General features: G+C 47.2%; 21 protein-coding genes and 1 pseudogene. 4 read left to right on the plus strand and 18 right to left on the minus strand.

All coding sequences use genetic code 11. The annotated features are described in order from the left end of the window. Positions 1 to 154 precede the first annotated feature (154 nt). The 6 genes from PEH01S_RS01985 to PEH01S_RS02005 all read right to left on the minus strand — a co-directional run bounded on the left by PEH01S_RS01985 (position 155) and on the right by PEH01S_RS02005 (position 5,109). Positions 155 to 433 carry a hypothetical protein gene (locus PEH01S_RS01985; protein ID WP_054974593.1) on the minus strand — a complete coding sequence of 93 codons (279 nt, stop codon included), beginning with the start codon at positions 431 to 433 and terminating at the stop codon, positions 155 to 157. A gap of 150 nt (positions 434 to 583) precedes the next feature. Continuing rightward, entirely contained in the window at positions 584 to 856 is a 273-nt protein-coding gene (locus PEH01S_RS01990) for a hypothetical protein (protein ID WP_127483753.1), read from the minus strand. A gap of 261 nt (positions 857 to 1,117) precedes the next feature. Next, entirely contained in the window at positions 1,118 to 1,264 is a 147-nt protein-coding gene (locus PEH01S_RS34435) for a hypothetical protein (protein ID WP_164827624.1), read from the minus strand. Positions 1,265 to 1,488: 224 nt separating this feature from the next. Next, positions 1,489 to 3,417 carry a DUF3732 domain-containing protein gene (locus PEH01S_RS01995; protein WP_127483754.1) on the minus strand — a complete coding sequence of 643 codons (1,929 nt, stop codon included), beginning with the start codon at positions 3,415 to 3,417 and terminating at the stop codon, positions 1,489 to 1,491. 1 nt (position 3,418) lies between these two features. After that, positions 3,419 to 3,910 carry a three component ABC system middle component gene (locus PEH01S_RS02000; protein WP_127483755.1) on the minus strand — a complete coding sequence of 164 codons (492 nt, stop codon included), beginning with the start codon at positions 3,908 to 3,910 and terminating at the stop codon, positions 3,419 to 3,421. Next, complete coding sequence (locus PEH01S_RS02005; RefSeq protein WP_127483756.1) at positions 3,907 to 5,109, minus strand: ABC-three component system protein; 1,203 nt, start codon at positions 5,107 to 5,109, stop codon at positions 3,907 to 3,909. The genes PEH01S_RS02000 and PEH01S_RS02005 overlap by 4 nt, the downstream gene beginning before the upstream one ends. Positions 5,110 to 5,465: 356 nt before the next feature. Here PEH01S_RS02005 and PEH01S_RS02010 point away from each other — a divergent pair. After that, positions 5,466 to 5,759, plus strand: a pseudogene (locus PEH01S_RS02010) (23S rRNA (pseudouridine(1915)-N(3))-methyltransferase RlmH); the annotation flags it as partial. A 135-nt stretch (positions 5,760 to 5,894) separates the two neighbouring features. Here the strand turns inward: PEH01S_RS02010 and PEH01S_RS02015 are convergent. Next, positions 5,895 to 6,236 carry a helix-turn-helix domain-containing protein gene (locus tag PEH01S_RS02015; protein ID WP_054974591.1) on the minus strand — a complete coding sequence of 114 codons (342 nt, stop codon included), beginning with the start codon at positions 6,234 to 6,236 and terminating at the stop codon, positions 5,895 to 5,897. A 516-nt stretch (positions 6,237 to 6,752) separates the two neighbouring features. Here PEH01S_RS02015 and PEH01S_RS02020 point away from each other — a divergent pair. Next, complete coding sequence (locus PEH01S_RS02020) at positions 6,753 to 8,429, plus strand: methyl-accepting chemotaxis protein (protein WP_164827626.1); 1,677 nt, start codon at positions 6,753 to 6,755, stop codon at positions 8,427 to 8,429. A gap of 165 nt (positions 8,430 to 8,594) precedes the next feature. Here the strand turns inward: PEH01S_RS02020 and PEH01S_RS02025 are convergent, their stop codons facing one another. The 5 genes from PEH01S_RS02025 to PEH01S_RS02045 form a co-directional block, all read right to left on the minus strand. After that, positions 8,595 to 10,268, minus strand: coding sequence for a response regulator (locus PEH01S_RS02025; protein WP_127483759.1), 1,674 nt, complete (start codon positions 10,266 to 10,268; stop codon positions 8,595 to 8,597). A 12-nt stretch (positions 10,269 to 10,280) separates the two neighbouring features. Next, positions 10,281 to 12,014, minus strand: a complete 1,734-nt coding sequence (locus PEH01S_RS02030) for a sensor histidine kinase (protein WP_127483760.1) — start codon at positions 12,012 to 12,014, stop codon at positions 10,281 to 10,283. Positions 12,015 to 12,052: 38 nt separating this feature from the next. Beyond that, positions 12,053 to 12,937: a carbohydrate ABC transporter permease gene (locus tag PEH01S_RS02035; RefSeq protein WP_174807091.1), complete on the minus strand. Its 885-nt coding sequence runs from the start codon at positions 12,935 to 12,937 to the stop codon at positions 12,053 to 12,055. Between the two features lie 34 nt (positions 12,938 to 12,971). Then, a complete protein-coding gene (locus tag PEH01S_RS02040) occupies positions 12,972 to 13,859 on the minus strand; it encodes an ABC transporter permease (RefSeq protein ID WP_127483815.1) in 888 nt (295 codons plus the stop codon). A 116-nt stretch (positions 13,860 to 13,975) separates the two neighbouring features. Further along, positions 13,976 to 15,607, minus strand: coding sequence for an extracellular solute-binding protein (locus PEH01S_RS02045; RefSeq protein WP_127483761.1), 1,632 nt, complete (start codon positions 15,605 to 15,607; stop codon positions 13,976 to 13,978). A 411-nt stretch (positions 15,608 to 16,018) separates the two neighbouring features. Here PEH01S_RS02045 and PEH01S_RS34440 point away from each other — a divergent pair, with 411 nt between their 5' ends. Beyond that, positions 16,019 to 18,637, plus strand: a complete 2,619-nt coding sequence (locus tag PEH01S_RS34440; protein ID WP_164827628.1) for a DUF4855 domain-containing protein — start codon at positions 16,019 to 16,021, stop codon at positions 18,635 to 18,637. 333 nt (positions 18,638 to 18,970) lie between these two features. After that, a complete protein-coding gene (locus PEH01S_RS02055; RefSeq protein WP_127483762.1) occupies positions 18,971 to 20,119 on the plus strand; it encodes a response regulator in 1,149 nt (382 codons plus the stop codon). Positions 20,120 to 20,198: 79 nt separating this feature from the next. Here PEH01S_RS02055 and PEH01S_RS02060 read toward each other — a convergent pair whose 3' ends face one another. The 6 genes from PEH01S_RS02060 to PEH01S_RS02080 form a co-directional block, all read right to left on the minus strand. After that, complete coding sequence (locus PEH01S_RS02060; protein ID WP_307720059.1) at positions 20,199 to 21,236, minus strand: SMI1/KNR4 family protein; 1,038 nt, start codon at positions 21,234 to 21,236, stop codon at positions 20,199 to 20,201. A gap of 86 nt (positions 21,237 to 21,322) precedes the next feature. Then, positions 21,323 to 21,589: a hypothetical protein gene (locus PEH01S_RS35975; RefSeq protein WP_307720060.1), complete on the minus strand. Its 267-nt coding sequence runs from the start codon at positions 21,587 to 21,589 to the stop codon at positions 21,323 to 21,325. A 46-nt stretch (positions 21,590 to 21,635) separates the two neighbouring features. After that, a complete protein-coding gene (locus tag PEH01S_RS02065) occupies positions 21,636 to 22,430 on the minus strand; it encodes a hypothetical protein (protein ID WP_127483763.1) in 795 nt (264 codons plus the stop codon). Next, entirely contained in the window at positions 22,423 to 22,758 is a 336-nt protein-coding gene (locus tag PEH01S_RS02070; RefSeq protein ID WP_246062761.1) for a DUF2834 domain-containing protein, read from the minus strand. The genes PEH01S_RS02065 and PEH01S_RS02070 overlap by 8 nt, the downstream gene beginning before the upstream one ends. Before the next feature lie 49 nt (positions 22,759 to 22,807). After that, positions 22,808 to 23,659, minus strand: coding sequence for a DMT family transporter (locus PEH01S_RS02075; protein ID WP_161782202.1), 852 nt, complete (start codon positions 23,657 to 23,659; stop codon positions 22,808 to 22,810). Then, on the minus strand, positions 23,649 to 24,074 hold the full coding sequence (locus PEH01S_RS02080; protein WP_127483764.1) for an NUDIX domain-containing protein: 426 nt from the start codon (positions 24,072 to 24,074) through the stop codon (positions 23,649 to 23,651). Before PEH01S_RS02080 ends, PEH01S_RS02075 begins: the two co-directional genes overlap by 11 nt. Positions 24,075 to 24,111: the final 37 nt, after the last annotated feature.

Genomic DNA, 24,111 nt, shown 5'->3' on the forward strand with positions numbered 1-24,111 from the left:
TAAAGAGGAAGATTGAGGATTTACGACAAACCAAAGGGAGCGCTTTTTATCATGGCTCCTTTGAAACGTACACCTGCCGCGGCAAACTGTTCCTTGTTTCGTTGAGCTATCGTACCCGTTACTTCAACAAAGTTACCGTCGATATACAAAAGGGCTACTTCCCGAATGCAATAGCTGTGATAATTTGGATAATCTGATATATCATAAACGAAGCGAAGCCAAGTACCGAGATGGTTGCATAAATTCTTCGGGGATTCTGATACCACTTTGGAAATTGTTCTAATCGTTTAGGGGCTTGGAAACCTTGAACAATATCCCCATGTTTGATTACATCGTTATAGGGAACTCTCTCGTCTAAAGAATTCGATTGGGTTTGATTTACAGTAGAGTGAAGCGTCTCGTCATTAAATGGATTGTAGGAAGAATTTTTCATTTTAAACCTCCTTCAATTTGCCGTCCATATTATAACATTTTTTACTAATTCGCGTGGAGGTTTGTTAAATTATGCTCCCTTTAGCTTAACGCGGCTGCCCAATTCATGCAGGCAGCCGCGTCTTGGTTGTTTTTTAAGTTATCGTGTCCGTTAGCGAATTAACTCGTCTCTGTACGCTTTCTCAAACAATATCTTGTAATGAGTTAATCCGAAATCCCTTTCAAGACCTCTTACTTTGCTCCAAAACTCATCTTCGTCAAAACCTTCAAAATCTTCAATGATGAACAAGGCAAGGTTGTGAAAAACATGAGCGATTCGAAATACTTGGTTGAAGTTTTCTTTACTGAATTCACTACTATTTTTAATATCTAAAAACGCTTGATAATTGATCGTCAAGTATGCCTTTTTTTTATTTTCTTCCAACAGAACTCCTCACTTCAGATGAATTTCCGTTAAAATTTTTAACCTACTCCAAATGTTTGTGGACGGCCTCGTGGGGAATATATCTAAACTAACGTGTCCCGTTAGTTCAGCAATTCTCGTACACAGTCCGCCGCATAACCCGCTAAATGAGAGTACCGCTTCAGAGTACCACTCCGGCGTTCAAGGCGATACCTTTCGAAAATGATAATTCAGATTTGTCACATTTTCATGTGGAATCAGACCGGCCTTCCTCTCTGTACCTCATGAAAATGGGCCGAAGATGAGAATGGCAGTCATCAGGAGCAATCCGCTACAAATGAACTGTTCAACTTTCATCCAGACCGGCAAGGCCAGGAAGAAAAGCACGGCGGTGAACGCGATGAGCAAGATTATCACGACGATGCGCAATCGTAGCAATGCTCGCTGCTTGGGCATGATAAGCTGGTTAGCATCGCGAAGTCCTTATGCTTCGCGGCTTTCGCGAGTACTCATGCCCGCAGAGGCTCCATGTCAAATCGCTCTATTAGCCTAGAAAACGTAAACTTTACTCACGAAGTAGAGCGAAGAGCCGATAAATGACTCATTCTTGATCTCCCTTTCTCACTAAAAAGTAATATTTCAAAAGCAAATTCTTATCTCCAATCATCAGGAATTAGAGCTTCCCCTCTCCAGCGTTCGATAACAGCAGATTGGAACCTAGAATCGGCCAAGTCTGCATGATCTGTTATTATTACTTGAAAGTTTGGTGAAAGGCTCTCAATTACATTGAATAAAAGGTCAAACATTCTCTTAACTGCTAACTTATCATCGTCAATAAGATGGTTTATAGATCCAAGAAGTTCACTATCCTGATCCCTAGGATAATAAACTTGTGTAGGCTGATCCAAAAATAAAAATCTAGGTACTGGTCTACCATGTTGAATAAGAAATTTATGAAGTGCCAAATGCACCAATAAATGATATGCTACCCAATTCTGCCCGCTACCCATTCTTTCTAAGGTTATTGGCCTATCTTCTCTATCTATTACTACCGTGACATTGGTCAAATCAAACCTTACAGGATCACCACTATGCTCCAAGTTCAGATTATTTGACCATTCTGTCATTTGTATTCCAATTCGATTTAAAATTGATTGCAATCTTTCTTGTTTGTTTTCTTCATCTAATTGACTTTCCAGCAGGCTTACTTTTTGTTTAGCTTGATTTACTGCTTCCACATATTTAGTTATGTCATTGTCTACATTAATGCTCTCTAGCCATAAGCTAATACGCCCTGCTACTCTACCACGTCTAACATTCAAATCCCGTAGCTGTCTAGCAGCAGTCTGCTCCCGAAAAATGCCGTCAATCTCTTGATTCAGTTCTTGGAGCCTTTTTAATATTCCTTCTTGCTCGTTCTCCAGATTCTCAATATATTCCCTCAATCTCGGCCGCTCTTTAACAGCAGTTTCTAGGCTTTCTCTTACTTGTTGCAATGATTTTTTAATTGCAGTAGCATGAGGTACTAATTCTTCCACTTTACTAGAACATAGTGGACAAGTATTAGGATCATGGCTGCCTGTATTAAATAAATTTATTGACTCCAATCTAAATTCTTGTTGTTGCACTTCCACAGCGTATCCATTTGCTTCATTGACAAAAGTTTTCGCAGCCCGGATTGCCTCGGCTTTCTCATTGAACTCAATTCTAGTTCTATGAAGTTCCACTTGGAGTTGAGTTAACTGTTCAACTCCAGGAAACTCAACTTCCCCTGGTTTCCATTCTGATAAAGGTTGCAACAGTTTTACCAGTTCAAACAAGGCAATATCTTGATAATCTGCCGCGGCATCAATTAAACCAACTTCACGTGCTTCTGAGAGTAGGCTAACTGCCTTGCTAACGCCTTCTCCTCTTATCAATTCAGCTTCTTTTAGCACTTGCTCCGCTTTCTTTAATTCCCGTTTAGACCGAGCCAGTTCCTGTTCCAATGCTAATCTATCTTCTTGAATGGCTCCTAAAAAGTAGGGTAAGGTATCTTTTATTGTTTGTTTCATAAAATCTTCAGATTGTCTGTGGAATAAATACCTCTTACTTGCAATTTCATCCTGTTGCTGGAAGCAGTAAAAAAGAGCATGTTTAATATTTGCTTCTAACGCATCTCTAGTTTGCCCAATAGGAGGTGTATGAATATTTGGTGAAATTCCTATCTTTTGTGTCAAGAATGCCGAAATCGCATCGCTAGTTGTGTTTGCCACAGGGGTGTTATCTGGGCTAGAAACTACACTCCCTATTTCCAAATAAGATGCATTTGTGCTAAGAGCTGATTTTGCAGGATTAGCCCGCCCAATAAATACTTCATCAGATTCAAACTTCAATCTTACTCCATACCATGAAACTGTATCACGGATAATCCCCTCGGGAACAAGGCACTTTCCTCTACCTAAGCAGTATTCAACAATCTCAATTAACGCTGACTTTCCAGTACCTGAACTACCCGTAATAATATTGACTTTCCCAGGTTCAAAGTTTACAACTCGTTTTTGTCCCTTGTGACTATATAAAACAATCTCCAGTATCTGCAATTTAAGGTTTCACTCCCCACATGGTGTATATCGTTGAGACAGTTCCTGCACGAGAAAACCATTTACCTATCATTTCTGCCCTATTCATTATCTCGGCTATCTCACCATCTGTATTTCCATCCAATTTCACTTTTCTATATTTAGGCACTTGAACGTTTCCGTTATTATTAATTGCCAACGCATCTAACTGCATTAGAAAGATAATTGACTCTTTGGTAATTGGAACCAATTCCTTTGCCCTGCTTGCAAAGCCTATACGTACGCTCTGATTTTCTTGTAGCCAGACATGCATCTGCTTACGACTAGAAGAAGGGAATTTATCCCTTGTCGCTCTATGTAATAAAATGGGTAGTATTAAATACAAAAGAGGATACTGAAATGGTACATCAGTATTCTCGTAGTATTTTGTGATACTTCGACGAATAACTTCACCACAAAAGGCTGGATTTAAAAGATATGCAATCTCTTGAGGACGCTCATACCATGACTTCATCTCACTCCCTCCAATGTTCTTTCTATTATGCTCTCAAGTCTATTGATGAAATCAGAGTGCCAACCTACTCTTAATTGATTAGAAAGTAGATGATAGCTCCCACGCATTACATAAGGTTCTGTACAACGCGGACGAATGTGGATGTTAGCCTCTTGGTCCATCCAATTAAACAGCGCTCTTCCCGCTTTTTTTATTTGTGTCTCAGAATCATCCTCAAAGTCCTCTTTCATAGCTTCAAAACGTCGTTCCCACTCGTCAGTCAATCGCGTCTCATACGTTTCAAGTTCATTCACAAATAATAATTCATCCCTTACCCACCTAGACCGTTGTTCAAAAGCTCTATAGTAGTCACTGATGGCCTTTTGAATACGAGGCTGACTAACTGCAACCAATTTTAATTGTTCAATGAAAACTCTTTGATGCTCGGCAATTGATTCTTCTGCCGGAGCAATGTAATCTAAAAAGTCGATCGGTAGATTATCTTGATGAAATTGCTCTTGAAGATCGTTTATGTAGTCCACTATCTCGGTTTGCGAAATTGTGTCTACTGAATCCGATGATAAGTGTTGTATCACCTTGTTAAACCAAATTCCTTCCAATCTTTGGAAGATGGCTTCCTTAAATTGTGGCCTTGTAGCATACCTTAGTTCTCTTAGAATATCTTCTTTTGTATCCACTATATTAGGAGATGCATCTAAAACGTATACACAACTTATTAGTTGTTCGCGTTGTATCTCAGATAATCCCAAAAAAGCCTCATAAGCCAATCTATTCGATTGGCTTGTTGAATTTTCAGCAACCTCATTAAGAAGTGTTAGAGCTGTGTGAATGTCCCTATACTCCTGATACGGATATAATTTACTGGCAATTGACCCTTCAGGAGCTACTCCTGTAGTAATCAAAGTAAATTTTACTGATTCAGTACTGACTTCACCATTTTGAACTGCTGTACTCCAAACACGTATGGTCTTCCATAAATCAGAACAAGAGTTAGTTAAGGAAGAAATAGAATTCATGTGATGTTTTGTTTGGATTAATTCAATAGGAGTTCCGTCTTTCTCAAAAGCAATATCATCTAGTTTCTCAATGGAAATATGTAAATCAGGACTAGACTTCAATAACATATATAATGCATATCTGGCTTGGTAGAAGTATCCCAGAGCTTGTGCGTTAGCCGAAAAGTTAGTAATTTTAATCAACTCCTGTCCCTTAAACCAAATTTTCCCTATCCTACTCTATCTTAATTCTTGTTTATTTTTTTATCAATCCTTTCCTCATACCAAAGGACTATTTTTTCGATCTCCATTGGTCTTAAGAACCATCCAGTGCTTCAATCAAGAAACATGCAATATAAATTTTAGAAAGGATCAGCAAAGTGCTATACTATGCACATTCATTTTATTAAACACCATATTGAAATTGAGGTATCGTCATAAAGTTCACAGTATACACAATTTGCGAGAAAGTAGAGAAGTTCTATAATGAAGCCATAAGGGAATACGAAAAGCGGCTTAGGCCGATATTGCACTATTAAGTTAATTCATCTCAAAAAGGAAGATCGCTTGAAAAGAAGCTTAGCGATAGCAGCTATAAGATACTTGTGACCAACACCAAGCAATCGCTGTCGTCGGAGGAGCTTGCGGAGAAAATCAGTAGCTTAGGAGTATCGGGGACATCAGATGTCTCCAGTATTATCGGCTCAGAAACCGCACCATACGATGAGAGGCTGACGCTGAATCAAATGAATATGGAAGCAGGACTCAAAATAACTATATTAATTGAACAGCTTTATCGAGCACTTCGTATCATCAACAACCATCCCTACCATAAATTAAATATTGTGCGATAAATGCTATTGGGAGTCGGCCAATGATCTGGATAGACTTATGGTACGTTCAGCTTTACTGTTATAATGGCAAAAAAAGCTAAAAGGAGCATGCCGCGGCAGCTCCTTTAGCAATCAAACCAGAATATTTCCGATTTTTCAATCCAACGGGTCATCCAGCATAGCGCTGATGACCTTCAGTACCCTCTTTTGCTCGTTTACACTTCGGCCTCGGAGCTTGTTCACAATTTCTTCGAGCGTAGACTCGCTTCCCTTTCCACTCACAGGCTGGACATACCTAAAGAACTCAACCATCGACAGATCGAGCGCATTCGTAATTTTATCCAGCACTTCTACGGAACAGACTTTTTCGGAACGCTCCAGCTTGCCAATGTAAGTTTCGTGTACCTCAGCCTTATTTGCAAGTTCTTCTTGACTTAGTCCACGTAATTTTCGAAAGTGCCGGATGCCTTCCCCTACCATTTTCATCAAATCGCTCACGGTAATCACCCTAAGCAAACCATAGACCAGCCAGTCAGTTACTCCAAGAGACTATAGAGCTTATTTCTCTAAAAATATATCCTAAAGGGATATTTTTTGGTATAATAAGACCGGCCCCTTTTCCAAGGTAGGCCTTCGGTATCAAGTCATTTGAATGAAAACAGGCTATTTCAAAAAAGAAAGGACTGAACACCATCAGAGTACTATGCATATACCCCGACGACACGGTGGCAGATATTTACGTCACCGACATTGGAGAATTTCTTCGTCTGTCCAAACTGGTAAACGGAATCACCATGGAAGGAATAAATTATGCTGTAGTCCATACCGAACTGATTGTAGAAAAAGATACCTACTACATATCCATGTCGTTAAAGCATAAGCATGCGCCATAAACTCGTTTCATCTCCCGGGGAAGAAATTTTTACCATACCAAATTTTATTGAATAATAAACAAACCGTCATTATAATGGGTTCAGCATCAAGACTCTATACATACTGCGGGGTATACACATGATGGAAAAGAGAACATCCGGGAAGCTCAAAAACAAAGTCGTAGGCATCACACTTCTATTGCTGCTACTCATGCTCGCCACTTCAACCGTTGCCACGATCTATTCCATCCGAAGCAGCATGAACACCATTCTGATTGACAAGGGAGTCGAGTTGAACAAGGAAATTGCCGATCAGGCCGAACTGATCCTGGCGGGGAATCCGGATAGCGTCAAGAGCCTCCAAGCTTTCGTCGAGAGAAAGATCAAGGAAACCAATCTTACCTACGCGATTGTCATCGATACGAATGTGACGGCTGTCGCCCATAGCGATTCTCAGAAGATCGGCAAAGTATATAAAGATGATCCGTATACGGAAGACGGAGCCAAGAACGGAAATATCAAGACAAGCACATTTTATGCCGATGTGCAAAAAATCTGGACTTACGATATCATGACCCCGATCTACAAGGACGGAAAGCTTTATGGCGCCATGGATATCGGCATCCCGCAGAGCGAAATCAGCCAGACCATAACCAAAATTCTGACTAATGTGGGCATTATAGTCGCTATTAGCTTGGTCCTCTTTATCATCGTCATGCTGATGATCTACGATAAAGCCTTCAAACCGCTGGACCACTTGGTAGCCCTTATTCAAAAAACCAGCAAGCTGGACCTGAAAGAAGACACCTCCTATGAAAAGCTCATGAAAAGAAGCGACGAAATCGGAAGAATGACGGTCGCCATCAGTGAAATGAGAAGTGCATTAAGAGAGGTTGTCGGTTCAATCAAGCAAGCATCCGGCAGTGTCACCGCCACCTCCGAACATCTGAACCAAGTGTCCAACGACAATTTGGTTTCTACGACCGAACTGTCGCTTGCGATCGACAACATCGCCAAAGCAAGCGAAGAGCAAGCCAATGAAACGGAACACGGCTCGGATAAAGTATCCGATTTGGCGCGCGGCATGGGAGACATCTTGAACAGTACCTCGGAGATCGAATCGATGGTCAATCAAACCAACAATTTATGCCATGACGGCGTTTCGATTATTAAAGACCTGACCCTTTCTTCCGAAGAGAACAAAAGAGCTTCCGTAAATGTGGAGAGTATCGTGGTTGAGGTGGACCGCAGCTCGGTCGAGATCACAAGCATCGTCGGCACGATTTATGCTATTGCCAACCAAACCAACTTGCTCGCGCTCAACGCGTCGATCGAATCCGCCAGAGCCGGGGAAGCCGGAAGAGGCTTTGCCGTGGTAGCCGCCGAAATTCGGAAGCTTGCGGAACAAACCTCGAAAGCGACGGAGGAAATCCAGCAAAAGGTCGATACTATTCGAGGAAAATCCGAGCTGGCCGTTGCAGAAATGAAAACCAACTTGACCATCGTGGGAGAAAACGTCAAGAACGTGAACGATACCCGGGACATTTTCATGAACATCTCCGACAATCTCGGCATCCTGCAAACGAAAGTGGAAAACATCTTATCGAGCAGCAAGCTCATGAAGGAAAGCAACGACAGCTTGGTCGATTTCATCCAGAGCATATCGGCAACGTCGGAAGAAACAGCCGCCAGCTCGGAGGAAATGGCTGCTATGGCCAAAGGCTATTTGCACAGCGTCGAGGTGCTTGCTAAACAAGCCGAAGACCTTAGCCAGCTTTCCACCACATTGAACAAATATATGAATAAGTTCGAGATTTAACAGAAAATGCACCTATGCCGGATGTTCGGGTAGGTGCATTTTTGGTTCGGTTGCGTGAAGGCCTCTCAGTCCGTGGAGTCGGGAGAGACCTTTTCCTTCCGAAACTAAAAAAACAAGCCATCTCGATCGAAACAAGACGGTTTGATTTTTTTCATTTAACTATTGCTAACCAGGCATCGGGCTTCGCGTCGTGCGAAAATCCTGCGGCGTCGTCTCGTTCTGCTTCTTGAAGAAGCGAATAAACGCAAGCGCCGAGTTATAGCCCAGAGCGGCCGCGATTTCATTGACCTTCATCGAGGTGTTCAGAAGCATGTCTTTTGCGATCACGTTCTTGTAATCGTTCACATATTTCGACAGCCCGATGCCGGTCATTTGCTTATACAGCCTGGATAAATATGACGGGTTCAAGCCCACGTAATCCGCCAGAGCGGTTAACGAAATATCGGTAGCGATATGCTCCTCGATATAGCGATGCACCTTATTCACCACCTCCGTCGGCAGCTGCAAGCCCCGCTGCGCGTTCCATTCGAAGATGCAGTCGGCGATTTTCCAATAATATTCCACCAGCTCCGGCCAGGAAGCCGAATCGTCATAACGAAACAAAATGTCGAGGTCCACCTGCAAATTGACGTGGTCGCGAAGGTCCCGGTATTTGTACAGATAGAACAAAAACACGGACGAGAGGGAATGGTACAGCTCGCTCTTCCGCTCACAGGGCGTGTCCAGGTCGTTCCATATGGCCGTCAGCTCGACGAACAGCTTGTTGAACTGCTCGCGGTGATTGTTCTCCAGACAGGTCATGAGCAGTTGTACCCGGGCGTGGAAGAATCCGTCATGATAGCTTTCCGCTTTGTCGTTAGGGTCCGCCTTCTGCATGTCCTTATCGGTCATAATGACCTCATGCAACAATCCGTGTCCTTGCATCAAGCCGTATTTGATTGAATGAAACCGGTCCGACAGGCTGCTCCACGGGATCGCCTCGCTGCCGAGCAGGAACGAGACCGACAGCCGCAGCAGCTTCTTGCACGTTTCCTGCACGCTGTCCAGAATCCCGCTCGCATACCGGTGGGCTCTCATCCAATCCAGGCCGCCGGCAGGACCGGACAGCTCGTCGGAAGCTTTCGGCTGAATGATCCAGACGATCTTCGAAAGCTCGAAGACGACGGAAAAGCTTCGTACCTGTGCCGACAAATACTCATCGCAAATATTTTGCAGCGCATAGGTGAGCAGCGCTTTATCCGGCATGGTGAACATCTCTTTCCAGGCATCCACCCTTCCCATGAGCAAATACACCGGCATGGTCGCATCAAGCGGAATATCAATCTCTTTGAAGGCCTGCCTCAGCTCCTCCTCCGTGACCTGCTTGCCTTGCAAGAGTCCCCACATATATTCTTTTTGTAGCGAGGGCAAGGCCATTCTCATCTTGGATTGCGCTCTCGCAATCATCTGCACTTGATCCTGCTCTTCTTCGATCTTCTCGATAGCCCGTTCGACGGATTGAATGATCTTTTCGTCGCTTTCGACCTTCAGAATATAATCGAACCCGCCGTAGGTAATGGCGCTTCGGGCATAATGGAAGTCGTTATAGCCGGTCAGAAAAATCACCTTGCAGGCGGGCCACTGCGATTTGATTTCCCGCAGCAGCTCGATTCCTTCAATGCCCGGCATCTTAATATCGGAAATGACGATATCGATCCGGTGATGGGACAAAATCTCCAACGCTTCTTCGCCGGAATAAGCGCTCATCACCTCAAGCGGCAGATGACTGGTTTGCTCGAATAGCTCAAGAAGGCCGTCGACGATAATGGGTAGATCATCCACGATCAGCAGTCGGTACATGCCGCTCCCCCTTTAGCTTACGCTCAGTTTGATGATGACTTGCAGCCCGCCCAGCTCCGAACGGGACACGGTAATGCCATATGCTTCTCCGTAGCGCAGCTGAATTCTGCGATGGACGTTCATAAGGCCGGTCGTCTCCTCGATCCGGTTCGAGGAATAACGCAGCTTCTTCTGCAGCCCCTCGATCTCCTCGTCCGTGATGCTTTGGCCGTTATCTTCAACATACAGCAAGAAGTCGCCGTCCCTCCGTTCGCTATGCACCCACAGCTCGCCGGGCTGAAGCATATTGCCCAATGCATGCTTGTACGCATTCTCGATAATCGGCTGCAGAATGAGCCGCGGCACAGCAATAGCAGGGACATCTCCCTCGAACAAAACCTGAATCCGCTCCCCGTAGCAGATCCTTTGCATCTCGATATACGTGCGGGAGTGTTCCACCTCCAGCTCAAGTGGGATTTCATCTTCATCGTTGCGGGTAATGAACTGGAAGTATTGCCCGATATATAAGCAAAATTGATACGCTTTCTCCTTCTGGCTCTCCGATTTAATCAGCCGGCACAGCACAAAGAAGCAGTTATATAAAAAATGAGGATTAATCTGCGATTGCAGCCGCTTCAGCTCCGAATGCTGGTTCCGGATTTGCTGCTCGTAGTTTTCCTCGATCAACGTTTTCAAGGACCGTACCGTATCATTGAAGGCCCGGTACAAATAACCGAACTCATCCGCTCCGCGATCGATGAGGATCGGCTCCAGCCGGTTCTGCTGAACGCGGCGGAAGGAATGCACCAGCTTCATCAATGGCCGGTAAATAAAGCGCAGCAGAAAATATGTAAAAAACACGACGATACAAACGGCCAGCGCGCACGCCCACCAGAACAACGTCCGATACATCTGTAATGATCCCAGAACCAGCTCTTCCGGGATGCAGGTGATCGAATAAGCATGCCACAGGCTGGAATATTTATACACCGCCAGATACCTTTTGTTATCATGAACAATCGTTTCATGACCTTCATCAGACTGCCGTTCCCGCTTCTCCAAGGCAAAAGACTTCATTCGCTGAAGCAAAGCCGGGTCCATCCCCGTCTCCATACTCCACCCCAGCTCCAAATTCAGCAGGACGCTCTGCCCGCCCCGCGTCCGGCCGATTTGCGCGAGCGTTTCCTTGATCTTGGCCGCCGACAGCTCAACCCCCAGAATATATAACGGACTTCGAACCGTATTTCCGGGATATGGCATCGTAATAAACAGCCGGTTGTTCCAGTAAATGAACGGCGCTTCGTACAGCTTCGCATTTTGTTGCATCGCCATATATTCCTCCGGCTCCAAATGGGTTTCATAGTCGTTGCTGAGAATGCTGCGCTTGAGGAGCGGGACGTAGGCCTTCGCTTCTTCGATAAAAGGGCTTGAATTTTTCATCAGCTCAAGCCGCCGCTGAATATCCAATATTTTGCGTGTCCGCTCGTACGGGCTCATGTCATTGCCGGTTGCCGCAAGCTCCATCAGATCTGTATCCATCACATAGTTCGGCAAGTAACGGCTGATGCGGTCCGCTTCCTTGTCCAGCGAGTCCATATAAAACCGCGTCGTATTCAGAACCGACTCGGTAATTTCGCTGCGGATATTGTCCGAGCCCTTCTCGTTAATCGTCCAAGTAATTGCCATAAGCGGCAGCAGAGCCGCCAGAAAAGCCGCCATAATCTTCTTGAAAATCGAGGAATCACGCAAAAAGAATAAGCAGTTCATCGTATGTTCTCCTCTAGTGCCTACAGACCGCTTCTCTATTATCCTTTTACACTCCCCATGACGATTCCTTTAATGAACAGCTTCTGCAAGAACGGATACACCACCAGGATGGGAAAGGCCGCTACGAAAATTTGCGCCGCTCTGCTCGTTCGGTCGGACAGCTTAAGCATCAATTCGGCATTCTCCGCTTTAATGAAGCGGAAATCCATCTTGATAATGACCGTCTGTAAAAACGTTTGCAGCGGATAATTTTCAGTATGATTCATATACAGCATTCCGTCAAACCAGCTGTTCCAATGGCCGACCATCGTGAACAGTCCCGTCGTAGCCAAGGCGGGCAAAGAAAGCGGCACGTAGATTTTCCATAAGGTCGTAAAATGGCCTGCGCCGTCGATCCGCGACGATTCCTCCAGCTCCTTAGGCAGATTGCGATAGAAATTCAGCAGCAGGATGACATTGAACACCGGAACGGCCGTCGGCAAAACCAACGCCCAGATGCTGTCGATCAAGTTCAGCGATTTTACCGTGAGATAGGTGGGAATCAGACCGCCGCTGAACAGGATCGTAAAGACGAAGAACCAGGCGTAAAACGTTCGCAGCCGGAATTGACGAGGCTCCTTGGACAAAGGATAGGCTGTTAGAATCGTCAGAAACATGCTGAGCGCGGTTCCCAGCACGACGCGCTGGACCGATACCCAGAACGCCCGCAAATATTCGGGCTTGCCGAACACGTTATTGTAGGCGGCCGTCGTAAACTCGACCGGCCACAGCGTAACCTTGCCGGCCGCGGCCGCAGCGCCGGAGCTGAACGAAATCGCCAAAATATGAATAATCGGCATCAGGCACAAGAACGACTGAAACGCCAGGAAGATATAGTTGCATACGATAAATAGTTTTCGGCCCAAGGATGTCTTGATCGGCAACTGACAGGCCTCCTTTCTCAATAGCGGGCGAATTCTAGAAAATCCGGTAATTCGCTACGCGATAGGCTAATACATAGGAAATGGCGATCAAGATAAACGATACGACGGATTTCAACAGACCTACCGCCGTGGCGAAGCCGAACTGCGCCTGCTGCACCCCCATGCGATAAACGAAGGTGTCGATAATGTCCGCGCTTTCATAGACCGGCGGGCTGTACAGGTTGAAGATTTGCTCGAAGCCGGCATTCAGGACGTTCCCGATATTCAGCGTCAGCATCAGGATGACGATCGGCATCATGCCGGGTAACGTAATATGGAAGGTTTGCTTCCATCGCCCCGCGCCGTCGATTTCCGCCGCTTCATAGAGCGACGGGTTGATGTTGGTTAACGCAGCCAGATATACAATTGTGCCGAAGCCGAATTCCTTCCATACATCCGACAGCACCATCGCATACGGAAACCAGGCGTTGCTTCCCAAGAAAAAGATAGGCTGGATACCGAATAGCCCCAGAAATTGATTGAGAATGCCGGACGATGGAGACAACACATCGACCAAGATCCCGCTTAACAGCACCCACGATAAAAAGTGAGGCAAGTAGACGAGCGTCTGGAACGTTCGCTTGATCCATTCTCTCCGCAGCTCGTTCAGCAGGATGGCCACCGTGATCGGCACGACCAGACCGGCGATGATTTTCATCACGGCAATATAGACGGTATTGAAGAAAATACGCCCGATATCGGGATAATCGATCAATAATTGAAAGTTTTTCATCCCGATGAAGGGTGAGCCGAACAAGCCTCTGTTCGGGATATATTTCTGGAAAGCCATGATGAGGCCCGCCATGGGTACATAGCTGAACATCACCACCAGCACGATTCCCGGAAGCAGCATGAGGTGCAGGGGCCACTCCCGCCTCCACATCCGTGTCAGTCCATTCACGCCATTCACCTCGCCGTATACCTTAAGATGTTGTTCGATACCATAAAAAAGAGGGAGGGACGATGTACGCCCAATCCCTCGATTCGCCCGGATAGCCGTTATTTTTTCGTCTTGTACCACTCGTTCACTTCTTTGGTCATGGCATCGCCGCCAAGCTTCTTCCATTCTTCCACGAATTTATCAAATTCATCGACCGATACTTGATTCATAATAATTTTGAAATAGACCTCATCCCGCTTCTTGAGCAAAATTTCCTGTCTTTCGGCCATGGTCGGCGTCGGCGCGCCATAAAATTTATTTTGCAGATACTGCTTGTTCTTCTGGATGGCCGGAATGAGCGAATACACGCCATTCGGACCCGAGATCAGGTATTCCCACCACATGCTCGTATCGCCGTTAACATACTTCATCGCACGCTCGTATCTCGTTTTTTGGTCCTTCGACTCCAGAATACCCGTATCCTTGTTGGCAATCGCTTTAGGCAGCACCTCGCCGTTGTTATCGATTTGCTTGCCGACGCGCAGCGGATTGATCAGCCAGTAATTGTTGCCCTTCTCTTTACGGTCTTTCCCGAACTCATACACCTTCTGCTCTTCGGTCGGGTGGTTGTCGACGGCGATCCATTGGTTCAGCAGCTTGATGACGCCTTCCGGATGCTTCGCTTTCTTGGAGACAACGTAATATTCGTCCACGCCCAGTCCGATTTGCGATAACGCCGGGTTGCTGTCCACCGTCGGAATCGGGAACACGCCCCACTCCTGCACCACTTTTCCGTCCTTCACGGAGCCTTTGACGAGCTGGGCCGGCGTCCAGGATGCGCCATAGACCATCCCGATGCCGTTGCCGTAGATCAGCTCAGCCGCTTTCTCCGCATCCTTCACCGCGAATTCGGGATCGATCAATCCTTTCTTGAACATGTCCTGCAATGCGGCCAGCGCTTGCTTCACCTGCGGCTGAATATCGCTGTTGACCAGCCCGCCCTTGCCATCCTCGATCCAAATATTTTCATAGGCATGGTATCCGTTCAGGAAAGCCCGCAATCCCGTGACCCCGGTTTCAATATTAAAAGGATTTTTGCTGATCGCGAGTCCGTACGGCTTCCCCGTACCGCCAGGATCTTTGGTTTTAAAAGCCTCGGCGATCGTCATCATGTCTGCCATCGTCTTGGGCTCGGGCAAATTCAGCTTCTTCAGCCAGTCCGTGCGGACATACAGAAACTGGTAATTATACGGATTATAGGTGTTGGGAATCGCCATCAGTTTATTGTCGAACATGGCCGTCTTCATCTGCATGCCGCCGTCCATCGTCAGATACTTCTTCGTTTCGTCCGTGGCATACTTGTCGTACACTTCCGTCAGGTCCATGATCATATCCGCTTCGGTCAGCTCTTTCAATTGCGTCGCGTTCACCGGGAAAAAGTCCGGAAGATCGCCGGATGCGATCGTGATTTTGATCTTTTCCTTGAATTGGCTCGTATCGGCTACCCACTTGTTGGTCACTTTTACGCCAATGTCTTTTTCGTACGCATCATACACGGAGTTCTTGGTAAAGTTCTCGCCTTCGTCGAACTTCAGATACTGATCGCTTGGCGAAACCGTCGAAACCTCGATCACACCGTTTCCCGGCTCGGATGCTTTGTTCTCCGGTTCGTTTGCGTTGCTGCTGCATGCCGTAACCGCCAAGCTCATCGCCAATGCGGCGAACGAAAGCGCCTTCGTTTTCTTCTTCATACGACCCCTCCAACTTATTTACAAGCCTCCGGTTGTGTTCCTCCGAGTGTTTCCTTAAGTATGGATAACGCCACCCGCCTAGTTCAAGTATAGGCAGGGAATGCGCCTTCAACCATATACTACTCTTTACTTTCGTATACACCTCTTGACGTGGCCTCGCTCGATACGGAAGCAAACAAGTAAACAATTGTATACAAAAGTCATAACTTATCTCTTTGAAAATAGGCCCGGATTACTTATTGTTACAGTAAGAAGATTCCTGCAGACGTCAGCCCTTGACAGCGAAGGAATCGTCAGGAAAGGAGGCCCTGCCGCATGAATGGACCCGAGGTTTGAACAAAACGTCTCCTGTATGCTGAATTCGGACGAGCTTGATGCTGCATTCACTCAACGTTGGAAGGAGCGGGATTAATGGGATTGAAAATGAAATGGACAGCAGCCGTCATGACGGCCGTCATGTTCTTGTCACAGATTTCGGCCGTGCAAGCGGAAGAGGCGAAGCCTCAGGAACGGAACCTTGCTTTAGGGCTGAATTATACATGGTCGCAAGCGCCGGAAGCCGGGCATCCGGATCATAACCGCAAGCTGACGGACGGAAAATACGGCGCATTGGATAAGTCGGACCCGGCGTGGGTAGGACATGTGCAGAAGATGACGCGCGAGGTCGTGTTCGATCTGGGCGAGCAAAAGTCGATCTCGAAAGTTAAAGCGCACTTCTTGCAGGATTGGCCGACAAACTCGATTCTTGTCCCGTTGTCGGTGTCGATGTACGCCTCTGACGACAGCCATAATTGGGGAGCGCTTTCACACAAGGCCACGCAGCTTCTCTGGGGAGACGGGCCTCCAAGACAAGAGACCTTCGAGTGGGACGGAAGCCGAGACGGCATTCAAAGCGACAAAACCGTTACGGGGGTGGTTTACGCCCGCTATGTGAAAGTTACCTTCCCGATGCATACCCGGGCGTGGAGCCTCATCGATGAAGTGGAGATTTGGGGCACGGATGGAAAAGTAGCAGGAGCGGTAACGGTTCCTCCCGATCAAGTGGGCTTCTTAAAGCCGGGAGAAGCGACAGCCGGCATCCGCCATCTGGGCTTGCTGTACAACGGCCATTATAAGGATAATCTGGGCGATTGGACGAAGGAACGGATTATTCCCAACATCAGCTATGTGAATCAAGCCGGGCAGCCGGTGGATCGGCTGTTTGACGGCGTGCTGTATCTCGGTCTTACATCCCCAGCCGGCCGGGGCTACGACGGGAGAGCCAATCTGGAAGATTGGCAATGGTATCTGAATAAGACTTTCGCCGCGGCAGGCGATATGCAGCAGCTCAACGAAGCGACCAAGGAAGTCGGGGCCAAGCTGGGGCAGCCGGATTATAAGGAGAAGGTCGTTCTGATGATTCCGGACCCGGGCGAGTACTTGAACGATTTCGGCGTGGTGAACGGGGAAGCTTTAAGCTTTAACGCTTCGACGGTCGGAGAAGAGAAGGCGTTCGCCAACCGGGAGAAAGCGATCCAATGGTGGCTCGATCAAGTGAAGCAAAAATGGGAAGCGGCTCAGTACTCCCATCTGGAGCTTGTCGGCATGTACTGGCTGGAAGAGCAGATCAGCACCAGCGCGAAAGGGCCGGATTTGCTTCGTTCGACGAGTGCCAAGGTTCATAACATGGGCCTGAAATTTTTCTGGATTCCGCATTTCTTGGCTTACAAGAGCTTTATGTGGAAGGATGTCGGCATTGACGCCGTCAATTTCCAGCCGAACTATTTCTTCGAGGAAATGGGCTATGACCGTCTGGAGGATGCCGCCAACACAGCCAAGCGGTACGGGATGTCCAACGAGCTGGAGTTCGACGATCGCATGCTGACGGATAGCGTCTTCCGCGACCGGTATATCGATTATTTGAACAGCGGCGTGGAAACCGGCCTGATGCAGGAAGGCTTCAAAGCATACTACCAAGGCAACAATGCCGTATATAATACGGCGGTGAGCGCCGATCCGACCAACCGTGTGATGTACGACTGGCTGTATCAATTCGTCAAAGGAACGTATGTCAAAAATACGGCCGTCGCTCCGGAAGCCGAAGTGCAGATGAACGGGAAAACGATTCAAAGCAAAGCTCTCGTGCCGGATACGGAGCCTGTTCAGTTTACATGGAAGCCGAAAAGCAGTGACGGCAGCGGGCTGACGAAGGTCACTGCTACGTTTGACGGCAAGCCTTACACGGCAGGAACCGTCATGAATCTGACAGGCAAGCTTGGGAAGCATGAGCTGATCGTTACCGTGATTACGGCGGGTAAATCCCGAAAAACCTCTTATGTGATTGAAGTGTCCACCAGCGCAGCAGCCATGAAACAATTAGCTGAGCGTTTCGCGGCGGAAAACCAGATCACGAATGCCAAAGCGGCTCGTGCTCTCATCAAAGATCTGGAAATGATGACCTACCTCGAAGGGGCCAATCAAACGAAGTTTATCGAGTTTCTGAAAGTATTTAACGCCCGGCTGGATCGTGTGAAGGAAGAGCGCATGATTACGGATACGGCGTACAATGCGCTCAAGGAAGGCGTCTATTACCTGATTGGCAATCTGGCGGAAAATAAAGCCGCGGAAGCTTCTTCGGTGGAAAGCGGCAGCGCCGGCTATGCCGCCGGGAAAGCGGTTGACGGCTCCCCTGTTACGAGATGGACAAGCGAGTACAGGGACAATACGTGGTTCCAGGTCGATCTCGGTGCACCGACGGATATCGATACGGTGAGAATCGATTGGGAATTGGCCCGGGCGAAAACATTCCAGCTGCTTGTTTCGAACGATAAGCAGAACTGGACCAACGTTACACAGGAAAACGGCGGCATCCTTACGGCAACGGACGGGAAACAAACGGTATCTTTTAACCCGGTTCAGGCCAGATACGTGAAATTCCAAGGGATTCAAAGAGCGACGGATTACGGATATTCCTTCTATGAGTTTGGCGTATACAGCCTTTCCGGCGCTAAAAAACAGCAAAGCGGATTGGCGGACTTCGACGCGCAGTAAGCGCCGCGGCGGCGAATAGAACAGCTTGCCCTCTATGGGGGGCCGACTAACAGAATGCAGGGGAGCATGCTCCCCTGCTTTTTCGTTATGCTATGCGTTATGTTGCGTTCCGGCGAGAAGGTATTGTTCCCGGTTCCGGAAGGTCGAGTCGGGCGGCAATATTGTTTACTTCCGCTTTGCCCCAGTGGTTAAACAAAATCTAGACAACCGAGGGTCTGTTCAATATTTTCGTATGAAAGCCGATATAAGATTTGTGAAAAATGGGTGGTATAATATTGAAATGCAGTAAAAAGCACTCAACAACAAGAACCGACTATCAAGGAGGATGCTCCTGTGAGAGCCATATTGGTTGACGATGAACATTTGGCCTTGATTGGGCTGAAAAAAGCGATGGAAAGAGAAGCAAGCGAAGTAGAGATTGTTGCTGCATATTCCGATTCTACCAAGGTCATGGCAGGCGTATTGCTTCATCGCCCCGATGTTGTGTTTCTTGATATCCATATGCCGGATATTAACGGCCTAAATCTTGGTAAACAGATCCAGACGGTTGTTCCCGGTATCGAAATTGTATTTGTGACCAGTTACGACAAATATGCTGTGCAAGCTTTTGAGCTTTACGCCCTGGATTATATTATGAAGCCGCTGCAAAAGGATCGTCTGCGCCAAACGATCCTGCGGATAAAAGAGAAATTGTCTATCAGGGGCACCAAGAAAACACATGACGCGAATTCGCCTTTGATTTGCTGCTTTAATCAGCTTCAGTTTAGGCTGCCCGGCATGAACGCCCAGAACGCTAAATGGCGTACAAGCAAAGCGCAAGAATTGTTTGCCTATTTGCTTCATCACCGGGACCGGACCATCAATCGAAGCGTTTTGCTTGAACTGCTATGGCCGGAGCTGGAAGAGACCAAGGCAGCGCAGCATCTCTATACAACGATTTATCATATACGTCAAACCTTGAAAAATTCCAATATGGACACGATTTCCATAAACAGTGGCAATTTGGAGGCGGGATATAAGCTTGACCTGGGGGAGGCCCGGGTAGACACGGAGGAATGGGAATACGCCATGAGGCAATTGGGTGTCCTGGATGCAAGTACAGCTGACGCCTATGAGCATGTGTTGAATTTGTACAAAGGCGACTATCTGGGAAATTACGATTACCTGTGGGCCGAACATGAACGGGAACGGCTTCGATTGCTGTGGTTGTACCATATGCGAAAATTATGTATGTTCTACGAGCAACAAGAAAACCAGAAAAAAGCCATCCAAGTCCATCTCCGGATTCAACAATTGCTTCCGGACGAGGAGGAAAGCTATTTCTCACTGATGAAGCTTTACGATGCGATTGGCGACAAGATCGGGGTAGAAGAACAATATTTGCTCCTGAGAACGAAAATGGAACGGGATTTGGAGTTACCGATTAGCGCTGACATTACGGATTGGTACACACGCTGGAAGTCCGTTAGCCTTACTTCCTGACTCAGCTTCATGTCACATCACCCGGTGCCGCGCATCATTCCGGCCCGGGTGATCCCTTGCAGCGCCTGAACAACTCGGGTCATGAAGCGTAGGCTTTCAGCCTTTCCAGCAATTGCTCTGTTGCCGTATCCGTGAACGTAAGCGCATCGCTTGTCCCGACAATCACGCCTTGCCGGATTCGATCGTCCAGCCAGTCCGTGACAAAGCCAGGAGCATATCCCCCCGTGCTGAACGCTCCGCCAAAAGCAATAATTTTCTCATAATCCTTCAGATATTGTTCACGGTTTGTATGGGGGTAAGACTTGGTATACAACCAAAATTGCAAGTCATACATCAACGTGGAAAGTTCGTCCGCATGAAAAGCAAAGTATCCCTTGTCCTCTACAATTCGGGTACAAACGGCACGGATGATCTCCTCCATGTTCCCGACCTCGGTGACTCGGGCACACAGCTCCGAAAGCAGCGGGGAAAATTCCTCATGGGCTACCTTCCGCAAATCCTCCTGCTTATCCTCCTCCGAGGTGTCGTAGACATCGTCATGGACCAATCCCCGGATAAAGGCCTCGAAGTTCTCCGCCAAAAACGTAATTTCATAATCACCTTCCTGATCGACATGGATCACCTCGGGCTCCCCATCCCTGCCGCAATTCCGGTAATCCAGCATTACGACATCGTGACCTGCCGAAGGGCAATCGCAGATGACCACGCCAATGTCGGGATAGCCCCATTCCTCAATCATAAACCGGCTGCCTAATTCTCCGCAGAGCGAATAATGCTTGTCTCGTCCAATCCCCATGATCCCCGTAATCGCAATATGGTCTTCCGTCCAAGACGTTGCTTCCTCTGTAGGGAAGCAAGTGTTGACCGGCACACCGCCGTTATGTAACTTCATCATCGCAATGTAAGAGGCAGGCAATTTATAGCCCAATTCTTGTTCGATCGAAGCAATAAGCTCGTCGGTAGGCGGCTCGCTGACATATTGTTTTAAAGCGTAGTCGCTATCATTCCAAAAGTTCGTCAAGTCAAACCCTTCAAAGGGAGCTTTTCCCGCTCCGTGATTGCCGCCCTGTTCGTTCTGAGCCTGTATGGCCATCGACCGCTTTCGCTTACGGTTCACTGCATTCAGGCCTTGTCGGCTCCATGTTAGAAAAGTCAGCGTGTTTGTATCCTTGGGGGCCAGTTTGTCCGCGATTTCAAATTCTCTTACCGCGTCCTCGTATTGCTCCAGATAGTGTAGGCATAGCCCGCACGGAAATGCCACAAAGGGTCGTTCCCGCCTTGCTTCTCAATGGACAAAAGCTGCTGCAGCGCTTCTTCGTAACGTTCCAGATTGTTCATGGCTCTAGCCAAATGGCTGATTACATCATAATCGCGCTCCCGTTCGGGAATTTCCAAAATCCGATCGATTATGTTTTCAAATTCGTCCTCTTCATGCCAAAGGTTCAGCTGCTCCAACAGGTCTCTCTCCATACTCTGCCTCTTTTCATTGGTGGATTCATGCTCGGTTAGCATTATCTTACAGAAACGCGCTGAAGTAAAATTCCAGCGCTTCCCGGGAGTACCCGTCGCTCCCCTGCCAACCCGCAACAGAGTTAAAATCATGACTCCCTCCCCGAAGCTTACGGGGCGTATCGCGCTCCACCAGCAATCCGGCATACCCCCATATTTCCATCGTCACGTCCCGCTCCTGCTTGCTTGAAGGAAACGCGTTCTTCCAGCGCTTCTCCAGCTGCCGCGCGCTTTCGTGCTCCGTGCAGTCCTGAATCGCTGCGGTCATTTGGTTGAGCATGCCAACATCCTCGCCGGTGACCTCGAACTCTTCTTCTTTGCTGAACAGTTCAAGGTCCAGCCAGCAATACAGAAGGTAGTTCAGACGAACACCTCCCCATTTGACCCGCTCGAAATTCAGCACGTTCAAATCCTCATTCACATAATCACGGTCCGACATGAGACCATGGAAATTGCAGTCTCCGCAGCTGCTGTAATTCGGCCGCACGACACTCCGCTGTCCGTAGGTGTGCAGAGGCAGCCGGGAGGTTAGGGCCCAGCTCGAAAGGGCGCTCCGCAGGTAGACTTTTTTCGTAGACAGACTATGCAGGAACGCAGCGGCTACCTGTTCCTTGGTCACCGTCTGGTGCAATTCGTGCAGCCGTTCGACCAGTTGATCGTGCGTAATCGTGATAGGATCAAACATCAGCCCTTGGCTTTTGGCATAATCGAAATCCTCGCCGGCAAAGGCATTCGGCCGATCCTTCCAACCGCTGGAAGACCAGAAGGTGTTCATGAGTATCTTTTTCGCTTTTTTATCCACGGCTTCTCTCCAAATGAATTTCTCGTTGTAATAAAAATAAGGGCAGGCCCAACGAAACGCCAACGGTTAATGTCCCAATGATCGGTACCCATAACCATTTCATTCCTTTACGACTCCCTTCATACACGATGAAGGCGATTAAGACCACGGCCGAAACCGCGACATCCAGCCACGCGAATGCGCCGATGCGGGTCTGACTTGCTTCTCCTATCAATAAAGAAAGGTTAAGTCCATGCTCACGAATCCATGGTATGAACTGGGAATAGGGCAGGATTGTCCCGAGCAAAGCTAAAATACCGTAAATGTATTTCAACCGCTTCACCTCCATACGAGATATGAGCTCTCCCATATCATAACACATTTTGGAAAGCGGTTAGCTACTCTTGCTTCAGGTTCAACCAGATGACCGAAACGACAATCATCACGCTGCCTGCGATAAACTTGGCCGTAATTTCAATCGGGAAAAAGGGATAGGAATACATGAAAACAATGACCGGATTCAACGACCGGATCAGATTGGCTACCGAGAATTTGATGTACTTAATGCTTTCGTAAAACAGGATAATGCCAAGAAAGCCGCTGCAAAATGCCGCAATCACAATAAACAATAAGCTTTCTCCGGCGAAAAAAACCTTGTAATCTCCCCGAGTGATCCAGATAAACGCACCGATCAATACGGTAGAAGTCATCTGGTTGTAAAATAAAATAATGGAGGAATCGACCCGATCCACCAGTTTCTTTGCCAGCAAATTGGTTAATGCAAACAAAAAGGTATACAGTAACCCCAACACAATCCCCATCATATTATTGTTCGATGATCCTGTGTTCACGACCAGAAAGGAGCCTAAAATACAAATAACGATCGGAACATAACTCGACGATTTAATTTTTTCACGGAGAATGAATACGGCCAAGGCCAGCGAAAAAATAATATAAAACCGGCCGATTAAGCCAAAAGCGATCGGTCCCAGCATAAATAAGCTGAAATATTGGCACACGACGCCGATGGAATTTGTAACCCCCAGCAAATAGATTGCTTTGTCATTGACGAGCACCAATCTCTTTTTTCTTACCCACAGAAACAACAAGCAGAATAAAGCGGAAAACAGACTGCTGTAAAAGCTGGCGACCATCGGGTCGATCGACGATAGAGAGAACATATTGGTAAGCGGCGAAAGGCTCATCACCAGAACGGAAGCAACGCTGAGTAGAACGCCTTTAACTTTCATATCCATGTTCCTTGATATGGCTGAAGATCGATTTGTAAATTCCATCGGTAAACGACAATTCCTCTTCGCTTGGCAGCGTTGTCGATAATCGGACTTCCGTCGTTTCGGAGAATGCGGGAATTTCCTCGAAATACAAGACTTCCGCGGTAGAAATAATTACATTTTCATGATTGGCCAATGTATAGTAGCCTACAACCTGTATATGTTCGATCACGGCCCCGGCTTCCTCCCAAGCTTCCCTTTTGGCCACATCCAGAATCGTTTCGCCGTCCTCCTTTTTCCCCCCTGTAAATTCCCACTTTCTTTTTTTGTTTTTCACGAAGACAAATTTATCTTTATAATGCAATATAACTAAAACATACTGGTAGCTTTCAGGACATTGATTGTAATGAAGCTCCATGCCGTCGATCATCATGACCTTCACCTTCTTATCGTTTTTAAGTGAGCGTCAA

Origin of the sequence: Paenibacillus ehimensis NBRC 15659, from assembly GCF_004000785.1 — a bacterium.
In the GTDB taxonomy this organism is placed as follows: domain Bacteria; phylum Bacillota; class Bacilli; order Paenibacillales; family NBRC-103111; genus Paenibacillus_G; species Paenibacillus_G ehimensis.

Bases quoted from the DNA above. Each gene is read 5' to 3' on its own strand.
- PEH01S_RS35975 (WP_307720060.1), bottom strand. From the start codon at position 21,589: ATGGAGAGAGACCTGTTGGAGCAGCTGAACCTTTGGCATGAAGAGGAC.
- PEH01S_RS02080 (WP_127483764.1), bottom strand. From the start codon at position 24,074: ATGATGATCGACGGCATGGAGCTTCATTACAATCAATGTCCTGAAAGC.
- PEH01S_RS02000 (WP_127483755.1), bottom strand. From the start codon at position 3,910: ATGAAGTCATGGTATGAGCGTCCTCAAGAGATTGCATATCTTTTAAAT.
- PEH01S_RS01985 (WP_054974593.1), bottom strand. From the start codon at position 433: ATGAAAAATTCTTCCTACAATCCATTTAATGACGAGACGCTTCACTCT.
- PEH01S_RS34440 (WP_164827628.1), top strand. From the start codon at position 16,019: ATGGGATTGAAAATGAAATGGACAGCAGCCGTCATGACGGCCGTCATG.
- PEH01S_RS02070 (WP_246062761.1), bottom strand. From the start codon at position 22,758: ATGGAGGTGAAGCGGTTGAAATACATTTACGGTATTTTAGCTTTGCTC.
- PEH01S_RS02045 (WP_127483761.1), bottom strand. From the start codon at position 15,607: ATGAAGAAGAAAACGAAGGCGCTTTCGTTCGCCGCATTGGCGATGAGC.
- PEH01S_RS02030 (WP_127483760.1), bottom strand. From the start codon at position 12,014: ATGAACTGCTTATTCTTTTTGCGTGATTCCTCGATTTTCAAGAAGATT.
- PEH01S_RS02075 (WP_161782202.1), bottom strand. From the start codon at position 23,659: ATGAAAGTTAAAGGCGTTCTACTCAGCGTTGCTTCCGTTCTGGTGATG.
- PEH01S_RS02020 (WP_164827626.1), top strand. From the start codon at position 6,753: ATGGAAAAGAGAACATCCGGGAAGCTCAAAAACAAAGTCGTAGGCATC.
- PEH01S_RS02025 (WP_127483759.1), bottom strand. From the start codon at position 10,268: ATGTACCGACTGCTGATCGTGGATGATCTACCCATTATCGTCGACGGC.
- PEH01S_RS02040 (WP_127483815.1), bottom strand. From the start codon at position 13,859: ATGTGGAGGCGGGAGTGGCCCCTGCACCTCATGCTGCTTCCGGGAATC.